The sequence below is a fragment of the Streptomyces sp. CB01201 genome, assembly GCF_002803085.1.
GTDB lineage: Bacteria > Actinomycetota > Actinomycetes > Streptomycetales > Streptomycetaceae > Streptomyces > Streptomyces hundungensis.
The window spans coordinates 414,826-435,076 of record NZ_NNBJ01000011.1; the positions used below are offsets into that span (position 1 = coordinate 414,826).

A 20,251-nucleotide genomic window follows, 5' to 3' on the forward strand; every position below is an offset into this window, starting at 1 on the left:
GCGCCCCTTTAGGGAACTGCCTCCGGCCGGCACCGGGCCCGCCAGGGGCTAGGGGAACTGTGCGACCCCGGTCCCGCCAAGGGGGCGCGGGGAACTGCGCGACCAGCCCCGAACGGCTCGCAGCCGAAGAACCGGGGAGCATGGGTGCAGCCCCCGAGCCCGTCCGGCGATTGAGGGCAAGGGCGGACCGACTACCGGGGCGGCCCCCGGTCGGACGCGCTGAGACAGCCAACCCGCGCCCCCCCTCATACGCTCGGGGCATGTCAGAGGTGTTCGCGGTACGCCGCGGCTGGCTGCGGGACCGCTGCGCGGCCGCAGGCAGTGCGGCCGCCCTGGTCTCCCGCCCGGCCAATGTCCGCTATCTCTCCGGCGGCGCCCCGCCGGGCGCGGTCCTGCTGCTCGGCCCCGCGGAGGACGTCCTGCTCTGCCCGCAGACACCCTCCGGCGACCTCATCGAGGGGCATCTGGACGAGCAGCTGCGGCTCACCGTGCTGCCCGCTCCCGGCGGCGACCCCGCCGTCGCGGCCGCCGACCTCGCACTCGCGAGCGGCGCGGACTCGCTGGCCGTGGAGGAGCACCACCTCTCCGTGGCCCGCCACCGGGCACTCGGCTCGGTGGCGCCCGGACTGCTCCTGAGTGATCTGGGCGGCGCCGTCGAGCAGCGCCGCCTGGTCAAGGACGAGGACGAGATCGCCTGTCTGCGCATCGCCGCCGAGATCGCCGACCAGGCCCTGGGTGAACTCCTGGAGTCGATCCTGGTGGGCCGTACCGAACGGCACCTGGCCCTGGAGCTGGAACGCCGACTGGTCGACCACGGCGCCGACGGGCCCGCCTTCATGACCTCGGTCGGCACCGGCCCCAACTCCGGGCGGGCGGGCCACCGTCCGGCCGACCGCCGGGTCGAGGAGGGCGACTTCCTCTCGGTCTGCCTGGGCGCGACCTACCGCGGATACCGCTGCGAGATCGGCCGCACCTTCGTGATCGGCACCACCCCCGCGGACTGGCAGATCGAGCTGTACGACGCTGTTTTCGCAGCCCAGCGGGCCGGCCGGGAGGCCCTCGTACCGGGCGCCGAGTACCGTGCCGTGGACCGCGCGGCCCGTCAGGTACTGGACGCCGCGGGCCACGCGGAGGCCTTCGGACCGCTCACCGGACACGGTGTCGGGATCGAAATCGACGAGGAGCCGCAGCTCGCACCTGGAGCCATGGGTAAACTGGACACTTGCGTGCCGGTCACCGTCGAACCGGGGGTCCACCTCCCGGGCCGGGGCGGAGTCCGGATCGATGACACGCTCGTCGTACGCCCCGAGGCGGACGGCGGCCCCGAGCTACTCACCATCACGACCAAGGAGCTGCTAGCGCTCTAGCACGCGTACGCGCCCCGGGTGCGTACCCTCGGTCGTCCACCAGCTTTCAGTCCAGGAGATTCCGCAACCGTGGCTTCCACGAACGACCTCAAGAACGGCCTGGTGCTCAAGCTCGACGGAGGCCAGCTCTGGTCCGTCGTCGAGTTCCAGCACGTCAAGCCCGGCAAGGGCCCGGCCTTCGTGCGCACCAAGCTCAAGAACGTGCTCTCCGGCAAGGTGGTCGACAAGACCTTCAACGCCGGTGTGAAGGTCGAGACGGCCACCATCGACCGCCGCGACATGCAGTTCTCGTACATGGACGGCGAGTACTTCGTCTTCATGGACATGAGCACCTACGACCAGCTGATGGTCGACCGCAAGTCCGTCGGCGACGCCGCCAACTTCCTCATCGAGGGCTTCACCGCCTCGGTCGCCCAGCACGAGGGCGAGGTGCTCTACGTCGAGCTCCCCGCCGCCGTCGAGCTGACCATCGAGCACACCGACCCGGGCGTTCAGGGCGACCGCTCCACCGGCGGCACCAAGCCGGCCCGCCTGGAGACCGGTTACGAGATCGGCGTCCCGCTCTTCATCACCACCGGTGAGAAGATCAAGGTCGACACCCGCACCGGCGACTACCTCGGCCGGGTGAACAGCTAACCGTGGCTGCCCGGAACAAGGCCCGCAAGCGCGCCTTCCAGATCCTCTTCGAGGCCGACCAGCGCGGTGAGTCCGTGCAGACGGTCCTCGCGGACTGGGTGCGGCACTCGCGGTCCGACGACCGTCAGCCGCCGGTCGCCGAGTACACGATGCAGCTCGTCGAGGGCTACGCGGGCCATGTGGACCGCATCGACGACCTGATCTCCCAGTACGCGGTGGGCTGGACGCTCGACCGGATGCCGGTCGTCGACCGGAACATCCTGCGCCTCGGCGCGTACGAGCTGGTCTGGGAGGACGAGACGCCCGACGCGGTCGTCATCGACGAGGCCGTGCAGCTGGCCAAGGAGTTCTCCACGGACGACTCCCCGGCCTTCGTGAACGGCCTGCTCGCCCGTTTCAAGGACCTCAAGCCGAGCCTGCGCCGGGACTAGCACCTGGCGGGGGCCAAGGCCCACGAAGGGCCCACGACACGATCCGTGCCGCGGGCCCTTCGGCGTACTCGGGCGCGCGCGTGCGAGTACGCCGAACCTTGCGCGAAAGCCGAAGGGCCCGCCGGGAGCGAGTGCTCCCAACGGGCCCGACGGCACGTTTCTGCTGAAGGGGTGTCAGCCCTCTTCGTGGGCGACCGCACGGCGGGCGTCCGCGTCCAGGACGCCCCAGCTGATCAGCTGCTCGGTCAGCACCGAGGGGGACTGGTCGTAGATGACGGCAAGCGTGCGCAGATCGTCCTGGCGGATCGAAAGGACCTTGCCGTTGTAATCGCCGCGCTGCGACTGGATGGTCGCCGCGTAGCGCTGCAACGGGCCCGCCTTCTCCGGCGGCACGTGCGCGAGGCGCTCAAGGTCGAGGACCAGCTTCGGCGGCGGCTCGGCGGCCCCGCCCGGCGTGGTGCCCGGCAGCAGTTCCTGCACCGGAACGCCGTAGAAGTCCGCCAGCTCGGCAAGGCGCTGTACGGTCACGGCGCGGTCGCCGCGCTCGTACGAGCCGACCACGACGGCCTTCCAGCGGCCCTGGGACTTCTCCTCCACGCCGTGGAGGGAGAGGCCCTGCTGGGTGCGGATGGCGCGGAGCTTGGCCCCGAGCTGTTTTGCGTATTCGCTGGACATATAGCTCCCCGGACGCTGTGACAACGTGCGGCTCCGCCGCGCGGCTGTAACTCACTGTGAGGTTACGCAGCGTTACTTGGCCGCGTCAAGCCGAATGGTCCACACCCCCGCCCCGCAGGAGTGACAGGCTCGTCGTACGGCGGGCCGTACAGGTCACGGCGATTCCCCGGCCCGGCTCACCCGTTCGAGTGATGGCCCGGGTGTCGGGCGGCTCCGGGCCCCTGGTACCGTTGGTGACGCAATTCCGACGTCCTTTAAGGTCCGTCCCGTGAGGCGGAGAAGGAGGTCCGTTTCATATGGACACGCAGCACCCGCACCACCAGCAGGATCAGACGCACGCCGATGCGGCGCGGCCCGTGCTCGAAGGCCCCGACATCGCCCGCGTCCTGACCCGTATCGCCCACGAGATCGTCGAACGTGCCAAGGGCGCCGACGACGTGGTGCTCCTCGGCATTCCGACCCGCGGGATCTTCCTCGCCGAGCGGCTCGCCGTGAAGCTCGAAGGCATCACCGGGCGCAAGACCCCGGTCGGCTCCCTCGACATCACCATGTACCGCGACGATCTGCGGATGAAGCCGGCCCGTGCGCTCGGCCGCACCGAGATCCCCGGCGAGGGCATCGACGGCCGTCTGGTCGTCCTCGTCGACGACGTCCTCTTCTCCGGCCGCACCATCCGCGCCGCGCTCGACGCGCTCGGCGACATCGGCCGCCCGCGCGCCGTCCAGCTCGCGGTCCTCGTCGACCGGGGCCACCGCGAACTCCCGATCCGCGCCGACTACGTCGGCAAGAACCTCCCCACGTCGCTGCGGGAGACGGTCAAGGTCCAGCTCGCCGAGGAGGACGGCCGCGACGCCGTGCTGCTCGGCGTCAAGCAGACCGCTCCGGCCGGCGAGCAGTAGCTCCCACCACCCCGTACGGACCGCACCGACCCGTACGGGCTGCTTCTGCGCGCCCGCACGCCCAAAACCTCCACCACACCTGGAGAACCCCCAGATGATGCGTCACCTCATCTCGGCCGCCGACCTCACCCGCGACGACGCCGTGCTCATCCTCGACACCACCGAGGAGATGGCCCGCGTCTCCGACCGGCCGATAAAGAAGCTCCCCGCCCTGCGCGGCCGGACCATCTGCAATCTGTTCTTCGAGGACTCCACCCGCACCCGGATCTCCTTCGAGGCCGCCGAGAAGCGCCTGTCGGCCGATGTCATCAACTTCGCCGCCAAGGGCTCGTCGGTCTCCAAGGGCGAGTCCCTCAAGGACACCGCGCAGACCCTGGAGGCGATGGGCGTCGACGCCGTCGTCATCCGGCACAGCGCCTCCGGCGCCCCCTACCGGCTCGCCACCTCCGGCTGGATCGACGCCCCGGTCATCAACGCCGGCGACGGCACCCACCAGCACCCCACCCAGGCCCTGCTCGACGCGTTCACCATGCGCCGCCGCCTGGTCGGCAAGGACGCGCTCGGCCAGGACCTGGCCGGCAAGCGCATCACCCTGGTCGGCGACGTCCTGCACAGCCGGGTCGCCCGCTCCAACGTGGACCTCCTGCACACGCTCGGCGCCGAGGTCACCCTGGTGGCCCCGCCGACGCTGCTCCCGGTCGGCGTCGAGCACTGGACCTGCGACGTGTCGTACGACCTGGACGCCGTGCTGCCGAAGTCCGACGCGGTGATGATGCTGCGGGTGCAGCGCGAACGCATGAACGCCGCCTTCTTCCCGACCGAGCGCGAGTACTCGCGGCGCTACGGGCTCGACGGCGAGCGCATGGCCAAGATGCCCGAGCACGGCATCGTGATGCACCCCGGCCCGATGGTGCGCGGCATGGAGATCACCGCCGAGGTCGCCGACTCCGACCGCTGCACGGTCGTCGAGCAGGTGGCCAACGGCGTCCACACCCGCATGGCGGTCCTGTACCTGCTGCTCGGCGGCAACGAGCCCGCCGTCAGCCACGCCCGTCCCACCGACTCGGAGAACAAGTAACCATGAGCAAGATCCTGATCCGTGGTGCGAAGGTCCTCGGCGGCGACGTCCAGGACGTCCTGATCGACGGCGAGACCATCGCAGCGGTCGGCACCGGCCTGGACGCGGGGGACGCGACCGTCGTCGACGCCGAGGGCCAGATCCTGCTGCCCGGCCTCGTCGACCTGCACACCCACCTGCGCGAGCCCGGCCGCGAGGACTCCGAGACCGTCCTCACCGGCACCCAGGCGGCCGCACGCGGCGGCTACACCTCCGTCTTCGCCATGGCCAACACCTTCCCCGTCGCCGACACCGCGGGCGTCGTCGAGCAGGTGTGGCGGCTCGGCAAGGAGTCCGGCTACTGCGACGTGCAGCCCATCGGCGCCGTCACCGTGGGCCTTGAGGGCAAGCAGCTCGCCGAGCTGGGCGCCATGCACGACTCCGCCGCCGGCGTCACCGTGTTCTCCGACGACGGCAAGTGCGTCGACGACGCCGTGATCATGCGCCGTGCCCTGGAGTACGTGAAGGCCTTCGGCGGCGTCGTCGCCCAGCACGCCCAGGAGCCCCGCCTGACCGAGGGCGCCCAGATGAACGAGGGCGTCGTCTCGGCGGAGCTCGGCCTCGGCGGCTGGCCCGCCGTCGCCGAGGAGTCGATCATCGCCCGCGATGTGCTGCTCGCCGAGCACGTCGGCTCCCGCGTGCACATCTGCCACCTCTCCACGGCCGGCTCGGTCGAGATCGTCCGCTGGGCCAAGTCGCGCGGCATCGACGTCACCGCCGAGGTCACCCCGCACCACCTGCTCCTCACCGACGAGCTGGTCCGCTCCTACAACCCGGTCTACAAGGTCAACCCGCCGCTGCGCACCGAGCGCGACGTGCTGGCCCTGCGCGAGGCGCTCGCCGACGGCACGATCGACATCGTCGCCACCGACCACGCCCCGCACCCGCACGAGGACAAGGACTGCGAGTGGGCCGCGGCCGCCATGGGCATGGTCGGCCTGGAGACCGCGCTCTCCGTCGTCCAGCACACGATGGTGGAGACCGGCCTGCTCGACTGGGCCGGCGTCGCCGACCGCATGGCCCACAAGCCCGCCGAGATCGGGCAGGCGACCGGCCACGGCCGCCCCGTCTCGGCAGGCGAACCCGCCAACCTGACCCTGGTCGATCCGGCATACCGTGGTGAGGTGAACCCCGCGGGCTTCGCGTCCCGCAGCCGCAACACCCCGTACGAGGGCCGTGAGCTGCCCGGACGCATCACCCACACCTTCCTGCGGGGCCGGGCAACGGTCGTGGACGGGAAGCTGGCGTGACGTACGCATCACTGATCAATCTGGCCGCCGAGGAGAAGTCCGCCGAGGTGACCGACTGGGGCGGACGCATCGGCTGGGTGGTCGGGCTCGCGCTGTTCGTGGCACTCGTCTACTGGCTGATGCGCCAGGGCTGGCAGTGGCGCGGCCGCCTCCAGTCCGACCTGCCCGACCTCCCCACCGCGCCCGAGACGCCCGGCGAGGCGAAACTGGAGCTGAGCGGCCGCTACCACGGCTCCACCACCGCCGGACAGTGGCTCGACCGCATCGTGGCGCACGGCCTGGGCGTCCGCAGCAAGGCCGAGCTCACCCTGACGGACGCGGGCCTTGAGGTCGTACGCCCCGGCGCGAACGACTTCTTCGTCCCGGCCGCGCAACTGCGCGAGGCCCGGCTCGACAAGGGCATCGCGGGCAAGGTCCTCACCGAGAGCGGACTGCTCGTCGTCACCTGGAGCCACGGCGACCAGCTCATCGACTCGGGCTTCCGCTCCGACCGGGCCGAGCAGCACCCGGCCTGGGTCGAAGCCATCAACTCCATGACCGGGACCTCTGAACGGTCCACCCCCTCGACGGAAGGCGCCGCACGATGACCACCTCCACCCGGGGAGCCGCCAAGGCTCCCGCCGTACTCGTCCTGGAGGACGGCCGGATCTTCCGCGGCCGCGCCTACGGGGCCGTGGGGGAGACCTTCGGTGAGGCCGTGTTCTCCACCGGCATGACCGGCTACCAGGAGACCCTCACCGACCCGTCGTACCACCGACAGGTCGTCGTGATGACCGCCCCGCACGTCGGCAACACCGGCGTGAACGACGAGGACCCGGAGTCCGGACGGATCTGGGTCGCCGGGTACGTCGTACGCGACCCCGCCCGCCTCCCCTCCAACTGGCGCTCGCGCCGCTCCCTGGACGACGAGCTGGTCAAGCAGGGCGTCGTCGGCATCTCCGGCATCGACACCCGCGCCCTCACCCGCCACCTGCGCGAGCGCGGCGCCATGCGCGTCGGCATCTTCTCCGGCGAGGCGTGGCAGGGCGTCCGCGACGAGGCCCTGCTGGCCCGCGTCAAGGAGGCCCCGCAGATGGAGGGCGCCGACCTCTCCGCGGAGGTCGCCACCAAGGAGACCTACGTCGTGCCCGCGATCGGTGAGAAGAAGTTCACCGTCGCCGCCGTGGACCTCGGCATCAAGGGCATGACCCCGCACCGCATGGCCGAGCGCGGCATCGAGGTGCACGTGCTGCCCGCGACCGCCACCGCCGAGGACGTCTACGCCGTCAACCCCGACGGCGTGTTCTTCTCCAACGGCCCGGGCGACCCGGCCACCGCCGACGGCCCCGTCGCCGTGATGCGCGCGGTCCTGGAGCGCAGGACCCCGCTGTTCGGCATCTGCTTCGGCAACCAGATCCTCGGCCGCGCCCTCGGCTTCGGCACCTACAAGCTGAAGTACGGCCACCGCGGCATCAACCAGCCGGTGCAGGACCGCACGACCGGCAAGGTCGAGGTCACCGCGCACAACCACGGCTTCGCCGTGGACGCGCCGCTCGACCGGATCTCCGAGACGCCCTTCGGGCGCGCCGAGGTCTCCCACGTCTGCCTGAACGACCAGGTCGTCGAAGGCCTCCAGCTGCTCGACCAGCCGGCCTTCAGCGTCCAGTACCACCCCGAGGCGGCCGCGGGCCCGCACGACGCCGCGTACCTCTTCGACCGCTTCGTAACTCTGATGGAGGCCGAGCGTGCCTAAGCGCACCGACATCCAGTCCGTTCTGGTCATCGGCTCCGGCCCGATCGTCATCGGCCAGGCCGCCGAGTTCGACTACTCCGGCACCCAGGCCTGCCGCATCCTCAAGGCCGAGGGCCTGCGGGTGATCCTGGTCAACTCCAACCCGGCCACGATCATGACCGACCCGGAGATCGCCGACGCCACGTACGTCGAGCCGATCACCCCCGAGTTCGTCGAGAAGATCATCGCCAAGGAGCGCCCCGACGCGCTCCTGCCCACCCTCGGCGGCCAGACCGCGCTCAACACCGCGATCTCCATGCACGAGCAGGGTGTCCTGGAGAAGTACGGCGTCGAACTGATCGGCGCCAACGTCGAGGCCATCAACAAGGGCGAGGACCGCGACCTGTTCAAGGGCGTCGTCGAGGCCGTCAAGGCGAAGATCGGCTACGGCGAGTCCGCCCGCTCGGTCATCTGCCACTCCATGGACGACGTCCTCAAGGGCGTCGACACCCTCGGCGGCTACCCCGTCGTGGTGCGCCCCTCCTTCACCATGGGCGGCGCCGGCTCCGGCTTCGCGCACGACGAGGAGGAGCTGCGCCGCATCGCCGGGCAGGGCCTCACGCTCTCGCCGACCACCGAGGTGCTCCTGGAGGAGTCCATCCTCGGCTGGAAGGAGTACGAGCTGGAGCTGATGCGCGACAAGAACGACAACGTCGTGGTCGTCTGCTCCATCGAGAACTTCGACCCGATGGGCGTGCACACCGGCGACTCGATCACCGTCGCCCCCTCGATGACGCTGACCGACCGCGAGTACCAGCGGCTGCGCGACATCGGCATCGCGATCATCCGCGAGGTCGGCGTCGACACCGGCGGCTGCAACATCCAGTTCGCGATCAACCCCGACGACGGCCGGGTCATCGTCATCGAGATGAACCCGCGCGTCTCGCGGTCCTCCGCGCTCGCCTCGAAGGCCACCGGCTTCCCGATCGCCAAGATCGCGGCCAAGCTCGCCATCGGCTACACGCTCGACGAGGTCCCCAACGACATCACCGAGAAGACGCCGGCCTCCTTCGAGCCGAGCCTCGACTACGTCGTGGTGAAGGCCCCGCGCTTCGCGTTCGAGAAGTTCCCCTCCGCCGACTCCACCCTCACCACCACCATGAAGTCGGTGGGCGAGGCCATGGCCATCGGCCGGAACTTCACCGAGGCCCTCCAGAAGGCCCTGCGCTCCCTGGAGAAGAAGGGCTCGCAGTTCGACTTCACCGGCCCGGTCGGCGACAAGGACGTCCTGCTCGACGAGGCCAGGCGGCCGACCGACGGACGCATCAACACCGTCATGTACGCGATCCGCGCGGGCGCCACCCAGGAAGAGGTCTTCGAGTCCACGAAGATCGACCCCTGGTTCGTCGATCAGCTCTTCCTGAGCAAGGAGATCGCCGACGAGCTGGCCGCCGCCGAGAAGCTCCACCCCGAGCTGCTCGCCGAGGCCAAGCGGCACGGCTTCTCCGACGCCCAGATCGCCGGCATCCGCGGCCTGCGCGAGGACGTCGTCCGCGAGGTCCGGCACGCCCTCGGGGTGCGCCCGGTCTACAAGACGGTCGACACCTGCGCCGCCGAGTTCGCCGCCAAGACCCCGTACTTCTACTCCTCCTACGACGAGGAGAGCGAGGTCGCGCCGCGCACCAAGCCCGCGGTGATCATCCTGGGCTCGGGCCCCAACCGCATCGGCCAGGGCATCGAGTTCGACTACTCCTGCGTCCACGCCTCCTTCGCCCTGAGCGACGCCGGCTACGAGACCGTGATGGTCAACTGCAACCCGGAGACCGTCTCGACGGACTACGACACCTCCGACCGCCTGTACTTCGAGCCGCTCACGCTTGAGGACGTCCTGGAGATCGTGCACGCCGAGACCCTCGCGGGCCCGGTCGCGGGCGTCGTCGTCCAGCTCGGCGGGCAGACCCCGCTCGGCCTGGCGCAGGCGCTCAAGGACAACGGCGTCCCGGTGGTGGGCACTTCGCCCGAGGCCATCCACGCCGCCGAGGACCGGGGCGCCTTCGGCCGGGTGCTCGCCGAGGCCGGCCTGCCCGCGCCCAAGCACGGCACCGCCACCACCTTCGAGGGCGCCAAGGCCATCGCCGACGAGATCGGCTACCCGGTCCTCGTACGCCCGTCGTACGTGCTCGGCGGACGCGGCATGGAGATCGTGTACGACGAGGAGCGGCTCGCCTCGTACATCGCCGAGTCCACCGAGATCAGCCCCACCCGGCCGGTCCTGGTCGACCGCTTCCTCGACGACGCGATCGAGATCGACGTGGACGCCCTGTACGACGGCACCGAGCTCTACCTCGGCGGCGTCATGGAGCACATCGAGGAGGCCGGCATCCACTCCGGCGACTCGGCGTGCGCGCTGCCCCCGATCACCCTCGGCGGCTTCGACATCAAGCGACTGCGGGCCTCGACCGAGGCCATCGCCAAGGGCGTCGGCGTCCGCGGACTGATCAACATCCAGTTCGCGATGGCGGGCGACATCCTGTACGTCCTCGAAGCCAACCCGCGTGCCTCGCGCACCGTCCCCTTCACCTCGAAGGCGACCGCGGTGCCGCTCGCCAAGGCCGCCGCCCGCATCTCGCTGGGCGCCACCGTCGCCGAGCTGCGCGCCGAGGGCATGCTGCCGAAGGAGGGCGACGGCGGCACCCTGCCGCTGGACGCGCCGATTTCCGTCAAGGAGGCCGTGATGCCGTGGAGCCGCTTCCGCGACGTCCACGGGCGCGGCGTCGATACGGTGCTCGGCCCGGAGATGCGCTCCACCGGTGAAGTCATGGGCATCGACTCGGTGTTCGGCACCGCGTACGCCAAGTCGCAGGCGGGCGCCTACGGTCCGCTGCCGACCAAGGGCCGCGCGTTCATCTCGGTCGCCAACCGGGACAAGCGCACGATGATCTTCCCGGCGCGTGAACTGGTCGCCCACGGCTTCGAGTTGATGGCCACCTCCGGCACCGCCGAGGTGCTGCGCCGCAACGGCATCAACGCCACCGTGGTGCGCAAGCTCAGCGAGGGCGAGGGCCCGAACGGCGAGAAGACCATCGTCCAGCTGATCCACGACGGCGAGGTCGACCTCATCGTCAACACGCCGTACGGCACCGGCGGCCGGCTCGACGGCTACGAGATCCGCACGGCGGCCGTCGCCCGCTCGGTGCCCTGCCTGACCACGGTCCAGGCGCTCGCCGCCGCCGTCCAGGGCATCGACGCGCTCAACCGCGGTGACGTGGGGGTGCGTTCCCTCCAGGAACACGCGGAACACCTGATCGCGGCACGCGACTAGCAGGCGGGGAAGCAGGGGGACACCGGAAACGGTGTCCCCCTCTTCATGAGTCCCCTTCTTCATGAGCCCCCACCCAGAGCCCCTGAGGACAACGAACATGTACAAGCTCTTCTTCAACCTCGTCTTCAAGCGGATGGACCCCGAGCAGGCCCACTACCTGGCCTTCCGCTGGATCCGCCTCGCGGCCCGCGTCCCCGTCCTGCGCACCTTCGCCGCCGCCGTGCTCGCGCCCCGCCACCACGAGCTGCGCACCGAGGCCCTCGGCCTGCGGATGCACGGCCCCTTCGGCCTCGCGGCCGGCTTCGACAAGAACGCGGTCGCGATCGACGGCATGTCCATGCTGGGCTTCGACCACATCGAGATCGGCACGGTCACCGGCGAGCCCCAGCCCGGCAACCCGAAGAAGCGCCTGTTCCGGCTCGTGCCGGACCGCGCGCTCATCAACCGCATGGGCTTCAACAACGAGGGTTCGGCGGCCGTGGCCGAGCGCCTGGCGGCCCGCAAGGCCGTGTTCCGCACCACGGTCGGCGTCAACATCGGCAAGACCAAGGCGGTCCCCGAGGCCGAGGCCGCCGCCGACTACGTGAAGTCGACCGAGCGCCTGGCCCGGCACGCCGACTACCTCGTGGTGAACGTCTCCTCGCCGAACACCCCCGGCCTGCGCAGCCTCCAGGCCACCGAGTCGCTGCGCCCGCTCCTCACCGCCGTGCGCGAGGCCGCCGACCGCAGCGTCACCGGCCGCCGCGTCCCGCTGCTCGTCAAGATCGCCCCCGATCTCGCCGACGCGGACATCGACGCGGTCGCCGACCTCGCCGTCGAGCTGGGCCTGGACGGCATCATCGCCACCAACACCACCATCGCCCGCGACGGGCTCGGCCTGAAGTCCCCGGCCGGCCTCGTCAAGGAGACCGGCGGCCTGTCCGGCGCCCCGCTCAAGGAGCGCTCCCTTGAGGTGCTCGGCCGCCTGTACGCCCGCGTCGGCGACCGTCTCGTCCTGATCGGGGTCGGCGGCATCGAGAACGCCGAGGACGCGTGGCAGCGCATCCTGGCCGGCGCCACCCTCGTCCAGGGCTACAGCGCCTTCATCTACGAGGGCCCCTTCTGGGCCCGCGCGATCCACAAGGGCCTCGCGGCCCGGCTCGCCACCTCCCCGTACGCGACGCTCGCCGAGGCCGTCGGCGCCGAGACCCGGAAGAAGGCCGCCGCATGACCCCCTTCGGCACCCGACTGCGCGAGGCGATGGACACCCGCGGGCCGCTGTGCGTGGGCATCGACCCGCACGCCTCCCTGCTCGCGGACTGGGGCCTGAACGACGACATCGCGGGCCTGGAGCGCTTCACCCGCATCACCGTGGAGGCCCTCGCCGACCGGGTGGCCGTCCTCAAGCCGCAGTCGGCGTTCTTCGAGCGGTTCGGCTCGCGCGGCGTCGCCGTCCTGGAGAAGGCGGTCGAGGAGGCCCGCGCGGCCGGCGCGCTGGTCCTGATGGACGCCAAGCGCGGCGACATCGGCTCCACGATGGCGGCGTACGCGGCCACCTACCTGGACCCCGCCGCCCCGCTGTTCTCGGACGCGGTCACCGTCTCGCCCTACCTGGGCTTCGGCTCGCTGCGCCCCGCGCTCGACCTCGCGGCCAAATCCGGCTCGGGCGTCTTCGTGCTCGCCCTGACCTCCAACCCGGAGGGCGCCGAGGTGCAGCGCTCGACCGCGGCCGACGGCCGGCCGCTCGCCCAGCTGATGCTGGACCACATGAAGGCCGAGAACGCGGGCGCCTCGCCCCTGGGCTCGGTCGGCGCGGTGGTCGGCGCCACCCTCGGCGACGCCGGGGTTGACCTGGACATCAACGGCCCGCTGCTCGCCCCCGGCATTGGGGCCCAGGGCGCGACCCCGGCCGATCTGCCGGGCGTGTTCGGCCCGGCCGCGCACAACGTGATTCCGAGCGTCAGCCGCGGCGTGCTGCGGCACGGTCCCGATGTCGGTGCCCTGCGCGAGGCCGCGATCCGCTACGCCGACGAGGTCCGCGCTGCCATCCCGCGGGCCTGATCGCCGCGCGACCGCCCCGGTGTGACATGTGTCGCACCGGGGCGGCGCGCATTCCGGACACCCGGCCGACATGCGACGACGGCCGATGCGCCGCGTACGCGACGGGGAAAGGGGCGGTCGCGGGAGGCTGTGCGGTGCCCGCACACCCGGCGTTGACAATTTCCTTACTCAAAACCGGGGTGTTTTGTCCGAAAAGTCCTGGTCGGCTGAGGCTGACCAGGACTTTTCGTCTGTTCTCGCTGACTGGAGCGGCCTTGGCCGCTAGTCTCCGACGAGAGCAGACGAGCACGTGCGCGAGTGCGTTGTTCGTTGCTCGCCTGGTGTGGGGCGATTAGGTTCCTCACCGGTCCGTATCCGACAGTTCGACATCCGAGGTGACGTAGGCGTGGCTCTTCCGCCCCTTACCCCTGAACAGCGCGCAGCCGCGCTCGAAAAGGCCGCCGCGGCTCGCCGGGAGCGGGCCGAGGTCAAGAATCGACTCAAGCACTCCGGCGCCTCGCTCCACGAGGTCATCAAGTCGGGCCAGGAGAACGACGTCATCGGGAAGATGAAGGTCTCCGCCCTCCTTGAGTCCCTGCCCGGCGTGGGCAAGGTCCGCGCCAAGCAGATCATGGAGCGGCTCGGGATCTCCGAGAGCCGCCGCGTGCGGGGGCTCGGCTCCAACCAGATCGCGTCCCTTGAGCGCGAGTTCGGCGGCTCCGGGGCCTGACGTCTCGGGCATACCCGAGAAGCTGGAATAATCGCCGCATGGCAGCAACACCCCGGGGGACCACCCCCGTACCCCCGGACGCACGTCCGCGGCTGACCGTGCTCTCCGGCCCCTCCGGGGTCGGCAAGAGCACGGTCGTCGCTCATATGCGCAAGGTCCACCCCGAGGTCTGGCTCTCGGTGTCGGCGACGACCCGCAAGCCGCGGCCCGGCGAGCGCCACGGCGTGCAGTACTTCTTCGTGGACGACGAGGAGTTCGACAAGCTCGTCGCCAACGGCGAACTGCTGGAGTGGGCCGAGTTCGCGGGCAACCGCTACGGCACCCCGCGCACGGCCGTACTCGAACGTCTCGAAGCGGGTGAGCCCGTCCTCCTGGAGATCGACCTCCAGGGCGCCCGGCTCGTGCGCGAGTCGATGCCCGAGGCGCAGCTCGTCTTCCTCGCGCCGCCGAGCTGGGACGAACTGGTCCGCCGGCTCACCGGCCGGGGCACCGAGGCGCCCGAGGTCATCGAGCGCCGGCTCGCCGCCGCGAAGGTCGAACTGGCCGCCGAGGCGGAGTTCGACACCACCCTGGTCAACACCTCGGTCGAGGACGTGGCCCGCGAGCTGCTAGCCTTGATGCGAGTTGTTTGATCGAGTCGTATGACGTCATCCGTTCGACGTCCTTGCGATCCGCTCGACCCGGCTCACATCTTCGATCCCCATCGGAAGGCAGAGAGTGTCCTCTTCCATTACCGCGCCCGAGGGCATCATCAACCCTCCGATTGATGAGCTCCTTGAGGCAACCGACTCGAAGTACAGCCTGGTGATCTACGCGGCCAAGCGGGCCCGTCAGATCAACGCGTACTACTCGCAGCTCGGTGAGGGCCTGCTTGAGTACGTCGGCCCGCTGGTGGACACCCACGTCCACGAGAAGCCGCTCTCGATCGCGCTGCGCGAGATCAACGCCGGTCTGCTGACCTCCGAGGCCATCGAGGGCCCCGCTCAGTAGGCGACGATACGTTTCCACCACAGGCCCGGCAGCGCGACTGCCGGGCCTGTGGTGTGTCATGGGTACGTACACGCATCAGGCGCGCGGGGAGAGGCAGTTTTCGATGGCCAAGCCGAAGGTCGTTCTGGGGGTCAGCGGCGGCATCGCCGCCTACAAGGCGTGCGAGCTGCTGCGCCGGCTGACCGAGTCGGGGCACGAGGTGAGGGTGGTGCCGACCGCGTCGGCGCTCCACTTCGTCGGCGCCGCCACCTGGTCGGCGCTTTCCGGACACCCCGTCTCGACCGAGGTCTGGTCGGACGTCCACGAGGTGCCCCACGTCCGCATCGGACAGGGCGCCGACCTGGTGATCGTGGCCCCGGCCACCGCCGACATGCTCGCCAAGGCCGCCCACGGCCTGGCCGACGACCTGCTGACCAACACCCTGCTCACCGCGCGCTGTCCGGTCGTCTTCGCGCCCGCGATGCACACCGAGATGTGGGAGCACCCCGCGACCCAGGAGAACGTGGCGACCCTGCGCCGCCGGGGCGCGGTCGTCGTCGAGCCCGCCGTCGGGCGGCTCACCGGCGTCGACACCGGCAAGGGGCGGCTGCCCGATCCGGGCGAGCTGTTCGAGGTGTGCCGGCGGGTGCTCGCGCGGGGGAGTGCCGAGCGGGATCTGGCCGGGCGGCACGTGGTGGTCAGCGCGGGCGGCACGCGCGAGCCGCTCGACCCCGTCCGCTATCTCGGCAACCGCTCGTCCGGCAAGCAGGGCTACGCGCTCGCCCGAACCGCCGTCGCGCGCGGGGCCAGGGTCACCCTGATCGAGGCCAACACCGGACTCCCGGACCCGGCCGGCGCCGATGTGGTCCGCGTCGGCACCGCCGTACAGCTGCGCGAGGCGGTCCTGAAGGCCTCCGCGGACGCGGACGCGGTGGTCATGGCGGCCGCCGTGGCCGACTTCCGGCCGGAGACCTACGCCGCCGGAAAGATCAAGAAAAAGGACGGGCAGGAGCCCGCCCCGCTCACCCTCGTCCGCAATCCGGACATCCTCGCCGAGATCTCGGCCGAGCGGGCCCGGCCCGGTCAGCTGGTGGTGGGCTTCGCCGCCGAGACCGACGACGTGCTGGCCAACGGCCGTCTCAAGCTCCGGCGCAAGGGCTGTGACCTGCTCGTCGTCAACGAGGTCGGTGAGCGCAAGACGTTCGGCTCCGAGGAGAACGAGGCCGTCGTGCTCGGCGCCGACGGCTCCGAGACGCCGGTGCCGTACGGTCCCAAGGAGGCCCTCGCCGACACGGTGTGGGATCTGGTGGGCCGGCGTTTCGGACCGGCCGGAGCCGGACCCGGCGCCCGTCCCTGATCGGCCCGGGGCCGCGCAGGCACCCGTATCGCCCTCCTTCCCGGCGTCTCGCGTGGCCGATATCGGACCCCGGAACGACCAGATCCGGAGATCTCCGGACTCCACGTGGCGAGACACGTGGTCCATTGAGCAGAACCGACCGATAAACTGGTCTCGGAACCGCAGCCGGGCGCAGCTCCCGGCGCGACCTACCATGATCAGCCAGCAGCCGCTGCAACCCCAGGGAGCGTTGTGTCCCGTCGTCTCTTCACCTCGGAGTCTGTGACCGAGGGTCACCCCGACAAGATCGCTGACCAGATCAGTGACACGATCCTCGACGCGCTTCTGCGCGAGGACCCGGCCTCCCGCGTCGCCGTGGAGACCCTCATCACCACGGGCCAGGTGCACGTGGCCGGAGAGGTCACCACCAAGGCGTACGCGCCGATCGCCCAGCTCGTGCGCGACAAGATCCTGGAGATCGGCTACGACTCGTCGAAGAAGGGTTTCGACGGCGCGTCCTGCGGCGTCTCGGTGTCGATCGGCGCCCAGTCCCCGGACATCGCCCAGGGTGTCGACACCGCTTACGAGAAGCGGGTCGAGGGCGATGAGGACGAGCTGGACAAGCAGGGCGCCGGCGACCAGGGCCTGATGTTCGGCTACGCCTGCGACGAGACGCCCGAGCTGATGCCGCTGCCGATCCACCTCGCGCACCGCCTCTCGCGCCGCCTGACCGAGGTCCGCAAGAACGGGACCATCCCCTACCTGCGCCCCGACGGCAAGACGCAGGTCACCATCGAGTACGACGGCGACAAGGCCGTCCGCCTCGACACGGTCGTCGTCTCCACGCAGCACGCCAGCGACATCGACCTGGAGTCGCTGCTCGCTCCCGACATTCGCGAGTTCGTCGTCGAGCAGGTCCTCAAGCAGCTCGTCGAGGACGGCATCAAGCTGGACACCGACGGCTACCGCCTGCTGGTGAACCCGACCGGCCGTTTCGAGATCGGCGGTCCGATGGGCGACGCGGGTCTCACCGGCCGCAAGATCATCATCGACACCTATGGCGGCATGGCCCGTCACGGCGGTGGCGCGTTCTCGGGCAAGGACCCGTCGAAGGTCGACCGTTCGGCGGCGTACGCGATGCGCTGGGTCGCCAAGAACGTGGTGGCCGCCGGTCTCGCGGCGCGCTGCGAGGTCCAGGTCGCGTACGCGATCGGCAAGGCCGAGCCGGTGGGTCTGTTCGTCGAGACGTTCGGCACCAACACGGTCGACAACGAGAAGATCGAGACCGCGATCACCCAGGTCTTCGACCTGCGCCCGGCCGCGATCATCCGCGACCTCGACCTGCTCCGCCCGATCTACGCCCAGACCGCGGCGTACGGCCACTTCGGCCGCGAACTCCCCGACTTCACCTGGGAGCGCACCGACCGCGTGGAGGCGCTGCGCGCCGCCGCGGGCCTGTAGGACACAGCACCTCGTGAGGGCCCCGGACCGGGATCGGTCCGGGGCCCTCACGCATGCCCCCGGAGCCCGCACCGGCCGCCACTGTCAGTCCCGTCTGGTAGGAATTTGGCTGTGAGCAGCGAGAACGAACGGCAGGGCGGGGGCGCCGAGGGTGCGGGGCCGGAGCAGCTTGCGCTCATTCGGGAGACGGTGCGCAAGGCCAAGGTGCCCAAGGCCAAGCCGCGGACGTGGCGGGGGGCGGCGCTCGCCAAGGAGCTGCCGGTCGCCCGGGTCGTGGTGAACAAGGGGGTGCTGCACCTCGACCAGTTCTTCGACTACGCGGTGCCCGAGGAGCTGGACGCCGACGCGCAGCCCGGGGTGCGGGTGCGGGTGCGGTTCGGGGCCGGGTCGCGCAATGTGCGCGACGGGCGGCGCGAGGGCGGCGGCCTCATCGACGGGTTCCTCGTCGAGCGCCGGGCCGAGTCGGACTACTCGGGCCCGCTGGCCGCGCTGGCCGGTGTCGTCTCGCCGGAGCGGGTGCTGAGCGCCGAGATGCTGTCGCTCGCCCGCGCGGTCGCGGACCGGTACGCGGGCAGCCTCGCCGATGTGCTCCAGCTCGCGGTCCCGCCGAGGAACGCCCGCGCCGAGTCCAAGCCGTCCCCCGAACCGCCCCCGCCCCCGGCCCCGCCGGAGCCCGGCACCTGGGAGCGCTACCAGCAAGGCCCCGCTTTCCTGCGGGCGTTGGGCACCGGCGGCGCCCCCCGCGCGGTGTGGACCGCGCTGCCCGGGCCGCACTGGGCGGCGGAGATCGCCCGGGCCGTCGGGGCGACGCTCGCCTCGGGGCGCGGCGCCCTCGTCGTCGTGCCCGACGGCCGCAGCGCGAGCCGGGTCGACGCGGCGCTGACCGCGCTGCTCGGCGAGGGCCGGCACGCCCTGCTCACCGCCGATTCGGGCCCCGAGCGGCGCTACCGGCAGTGGCTCGCGGTGCGGCGCGGCGCGGTGCGGGCGGTGGTCGGCACCAGGGCCGCGATGTTCGCCCCCGTCGAGAATCCGGGGCTCGTCGTGGTGTGGGAGGACGGGGACTCCAGCCACAGCGACGACAACGCCCCCTTCCCGCATGTGCGCGAGGTCCTCGAACTGCGCGCCGCACACGACAAGTGCGGCTTCCTGCTGGGGAGTACGAGCTGCACGGTCGAGGCCGCCCAACTCGTGGAGAGCGGCTGGGCCTCGCCCCTGGTCGCCGACCGCACGGTCGTCAGGGCCGCCGCACCGCTCGTACGCACGGTGGGCGACGGCGAGCTGGCGCGCGACGAGGCGGCCCGGGCGGCCCGGCTCCCGAGCCTGGCCTGGAAGGCCGTGCGCGAGGGCCTGAAGAGCGGCCCGGTGCTCGTCCAGGTGCCCCGGCGCGGGTACGCGCCACGGCTCGCCTGCGCCCGCTGCCGTACGCCCGCCCGCTGCGGGAAGTGCGCCGGGCCCCTGGAGGCGCCGGACGAGCGGGAGTTGACGTGCGCCTGGTGCGGCACGGCGGAGAGCGACTGGCACTGCGCGCAGTGCGGGGCGAACCGGCTGCGCGCCCAGATCGTGGGCGCCCGGCGCACCGCCGAGGAGCTGGGCCGGGCCTTTCCCGCGGTGCCGGTGCGCACCTCGGGGCGGGACCACATCCTGGACAGCGTGCCCGGACAGCCCGCCCTCGTGGTGTCCACGCCCGGCGCCGAGCCGGTCGCCGAGGGCGGCTACGCGGCGGCGCTGCTCCTCGACGGCTGGGCCATGCTCAGCCGGCCGGACATCAGGGCCGGCGAGGAGGCGCTGCGGCGCTGGATCTCGGCGTCCTCGCTGGTGCGCGGGCAGGAGGAGGGCGGCACCGTGGTCGTGGTCGCCGAGCCCACGCTGCGCCCGGTGCAGGCGCTGGTCCGCTGGGACCCGGTGGGTCACGCCCTGCGCGAACTGGCCGAGCGGGCCGAGCTCAACTTCCCCCCGGTCTCCCGCATGGCCGAGGCCATCGGCCGTCCCGAGGCGGTCGAGGCCTTCCTGAAGGCGGCCCAACTGCCGCCCGAGGCGCAGGTGTTGGGTCCGGTCCCGCTGCCGGTGCCCGACCCGGGCCGGCCCCGCAGGCCCGGCGATCCTCCGGTGGGCGAGCGCTGGGAGCGGGCGCTCGTACGGGTCCCGCCGGGCTCCGGCGCCGCGCTCGCCGCCGCGCTCAAGGCGGCCCAGGCCTCCCGGCTCGCCCGGGGCGGCGGCGACCCGGTGCGCCTGAGGATCGACCCGCCGGACATCGGCTGAGGATCCCGGCCCGGACAGGGGTGTGCCCCCGCGATCCGCACACACGCGAGGGCACGAAGGGGCGAACGC

The 20,251-nt window shown here is 71.4% G+C and carries 18 protein-coding genes; 17 read left to right on the plus strand and 1 reads right to left on the minus strand.

Annotated features, from left to right (window positions below; genetic code table 11):
- The first annotated feature begins 260 nt into the window (after nt 1–260).
- The 3 genes from CG740_RS23990 (at nt 261) to nusB (ending at nt 2,434) form a co-directional block, all read left to right on the plus strand.
- On the plus strand, nt 261–1,367 hold the full coding sequence (locus tag CG740_RS23990) for an aminopeptidase P family protein (RefSeq protein ID WP_100577292.1): 1,107 nt from the start codon (nt 261–263) through the stop codon (nt 1,365–1,367).
- Between the two features lie 69 nt (nt 1,368–1,436).
- Nucleotides 1,437–2,003 (plus strand): elongation factor P, encoded by a 567-nt coding sequence (efp, locus tag CG740_RS23995; RefSeq protein ID WP_100577293.1) that lies wholly within the window; start codon nt 1,437–1,439, stop codon nt 2,001–2,003.
- A gap of 2 nt (nt 2,004–2,005) precedes the next feature.
- Nucleotides 2,006–2,434, plus strand: a complete 429-nt coding sequence (gene nusB / locus CG740_RS24000) for a transcription antitermination factor NusB (protein WP_100577294.1) — start codon at nt 2,006–2,008, stop codon at nt 2,432–2,434.
- A 174-nt stretch (nt 2,435–2,608) separates the two neighbouring features.
- Here nusB and bldD read toward each other — a convergent pair whose 3' ends face one another.
- Entirely contained in the window at nt 2,609–3,109 is a 501-nt protein-coding gene (gene bldD, locus CG740_RS24005; RefSeq protein WP_014044812.1) for a transcriptional regulator BldD, read from the minus strand.
- A 296-nt stretch (nt 3,110–3,405) separates the two neighbouring features.
- Between bldD and pyrR the strand changes: the two genes are divergently transcribed.
- The 14 genes from pyrR to CG740_RS24075 all read left to right on the plus strand — a co-directional run bounded on the left by pyrR (nt 3,406) and on the right by CG740_RS24075 (nt 20,182).
- Nucleotides 3,406–4,008, plus strand: coding sequence for a bifunctional pyr operon transcriptional regulator/uracil phosphoribosyltransferase PyrR (pyrR, locus tag CG740_RS24010; RefSeq protein WP_100577295.1), 603 nt, complete (start codon nt 3,406–3,408; stop codon nt 4,006–4,008).
- Between the two features lie 94 nt (nt 4,009–4,102).
- A complete protein-coding gene (locus CG740_RS24015; protein WP_100577296.1) occupies nt 4,103–5,086 on the plus strand; it encodes an aspartate carbamoyltransferase catalytic subunit in 984 nt (327 codons plus the stop codon).
- A gap of 2 nt (nt 5,087–5,088) precedes the next feature.
- Nucleotides 5,089–6,375 carry a dihydroorotase gene (locus CG740_RS24020; RefSeq protein ID WP_100577297.1) on the plus strand — a complete coding sequence of 429 codons (1,287 nt, stop codon included), beginning with the start codon at nt 5,089–5,091 and terminating at the stop codon, nt 6,373–6,375.
- Entirely contained in the window at nt 6,372–6,962 is a 591-nt protein-coding gene (locus CG740_RS24025) for a PH-like domain-containing protein (RefSeq protein ID WP_100577298.1), read from the plus strand. The genes CG740_RS24020 and CG740_RS24025 overlap by 4 nt, the downstream gene beginning before the upstream one ends.
- A complete protein-coding gene (gene carA, locus CG740_RS24030; protein WP_100577299.1) occupies nt 6,959–8,107 on the plus strand; it encodes a glutamine-hydrolyzing carbamoyl-phosphate synthase small subunit in 1,149 nt (382 codons plus the stop codon). Before CG740_RS24025 ends, carA begins: the two co-directional genes overlap by 4 nt.
- Nucleotides 8,100–11,408, plus strand: coding sequence for a carbamoyl-phosphate synthase large subunit (gene carB, locus CG740_RS24035; protein WP_100577300.1), 3,309 nt, complete (start codon nt 8,100–8,102; stop codon nt 11,406–11,408). Before carA ends, carB begins: the two co-directional genes overlap by 8 nt.
- A 97-nt stretch (nt 11,409–11,505) precedes the next feature.
- The gene (locus CG740_RS24040) at nt 11,506–12,618 is read left to right on the plus strand and encodes a quinone-dependent dihydroorotate dehydrogenase (RefSeq protein ID WP_100577301.1); all 1,113 of its coding nucleotides are present in this window, start codon (nt 11,506–11,508) and stop codon (nt 12,616–12,618) included.
- Nucleotides 12,615–13,448, plus strand: coding sequence for an orotidine-5'-phosphate decarboxylase (gene pyrF / locus CG740_RS24045; protein ID WP_100577302.1), 834 nt, complete (start codon nt 12,615–12,617; stop codon nt 13,446–13,448). The genes CG740_RS24040 and pyrF overlap by 4 nt, the downstream gene beginning before the upstream one ends.
- Before the next feature lie 385 nt (nt 13,449–13,833).
- Nucleotides 13,834–14,157 carry an integration host factor gene (locus CG740_RS24050; RefSeq protein ID WP_053724505.1) on the plus strand — a complete coding sequence of 108 codons (324 nt, stop codon included), beginning with the start codon at nt 13,834–13,836 and terminating at the stop codon, nt 14,155–14,157.
- A 38-nt stretch (nt 14,158–14,195) separates the two neighbouring features.
- Entirely contained in the window at nt 14,196–14,789 is a 594-nt protein-coding gene (gmk, locus tag CG740_RS24055; RefSeq protein WP_100577303.1) for a guanylate kinase, read from the plus strand.
- Nucleotides 14,790–14,874: 85 nt separating this feature from the next.
- Nucleotides 14,875–15,147, plus strand: a complete 273-nt coding sequence (rpoZ, locus tag CG740_RS24060; RefSeq protein ID WP_005319902.1) for a DNA-directed RNA polymerase subunit omega — start codon at nt 14,875–14,877, stop codon at nt 15,145–15,147.
- 103 nt (nt 15,148–15,250) lie between these two features.
- Nucleotides 15,251–16,483 (plus strand): bifunctional phosphopantothenoylcysteine decarboxylase/phosphopantothenate--cysteine ligase CoaBC, encoded by a 1,233-nt coding sequence (gene coaBC / locus CG740_RS24065; protein ID WP_100577304.1) that lies wholly within the window; start codon nt 15,251–15,253, stop codon nt 16,481–16,483.
- A 231-nt stretch (nt 16,484–16,714) separates the two neighbouring features.
- A complete protein-coding gene (metK, locus tag CG740_RS24070; RefSeq protein ID WP_100577305.1) occupies nt 16,715–17,923 on the plus strand; it encodes a methionine adenosyltransferase in 1,209 nt (402 codons plus the stop codon).
- Between the two features lie 111 nt (nt 17,924–18,034).
- Nucleotides 18,035–20,182 carry a primosomal protein N' gene (locus CG740_RS24075; RefSeq protein ID WP_100577306.1) on the plus strand — a complete coding sequence of 716 codons (2,148 nt, stop codon included), beginning with the start codon at nt 18,035–18,037 and terminating at the stop codon, nt 20,180–20,182.
- The last annotated feature ends 69 nt before the right edge of the window (nt 20,183–20,251 follow it).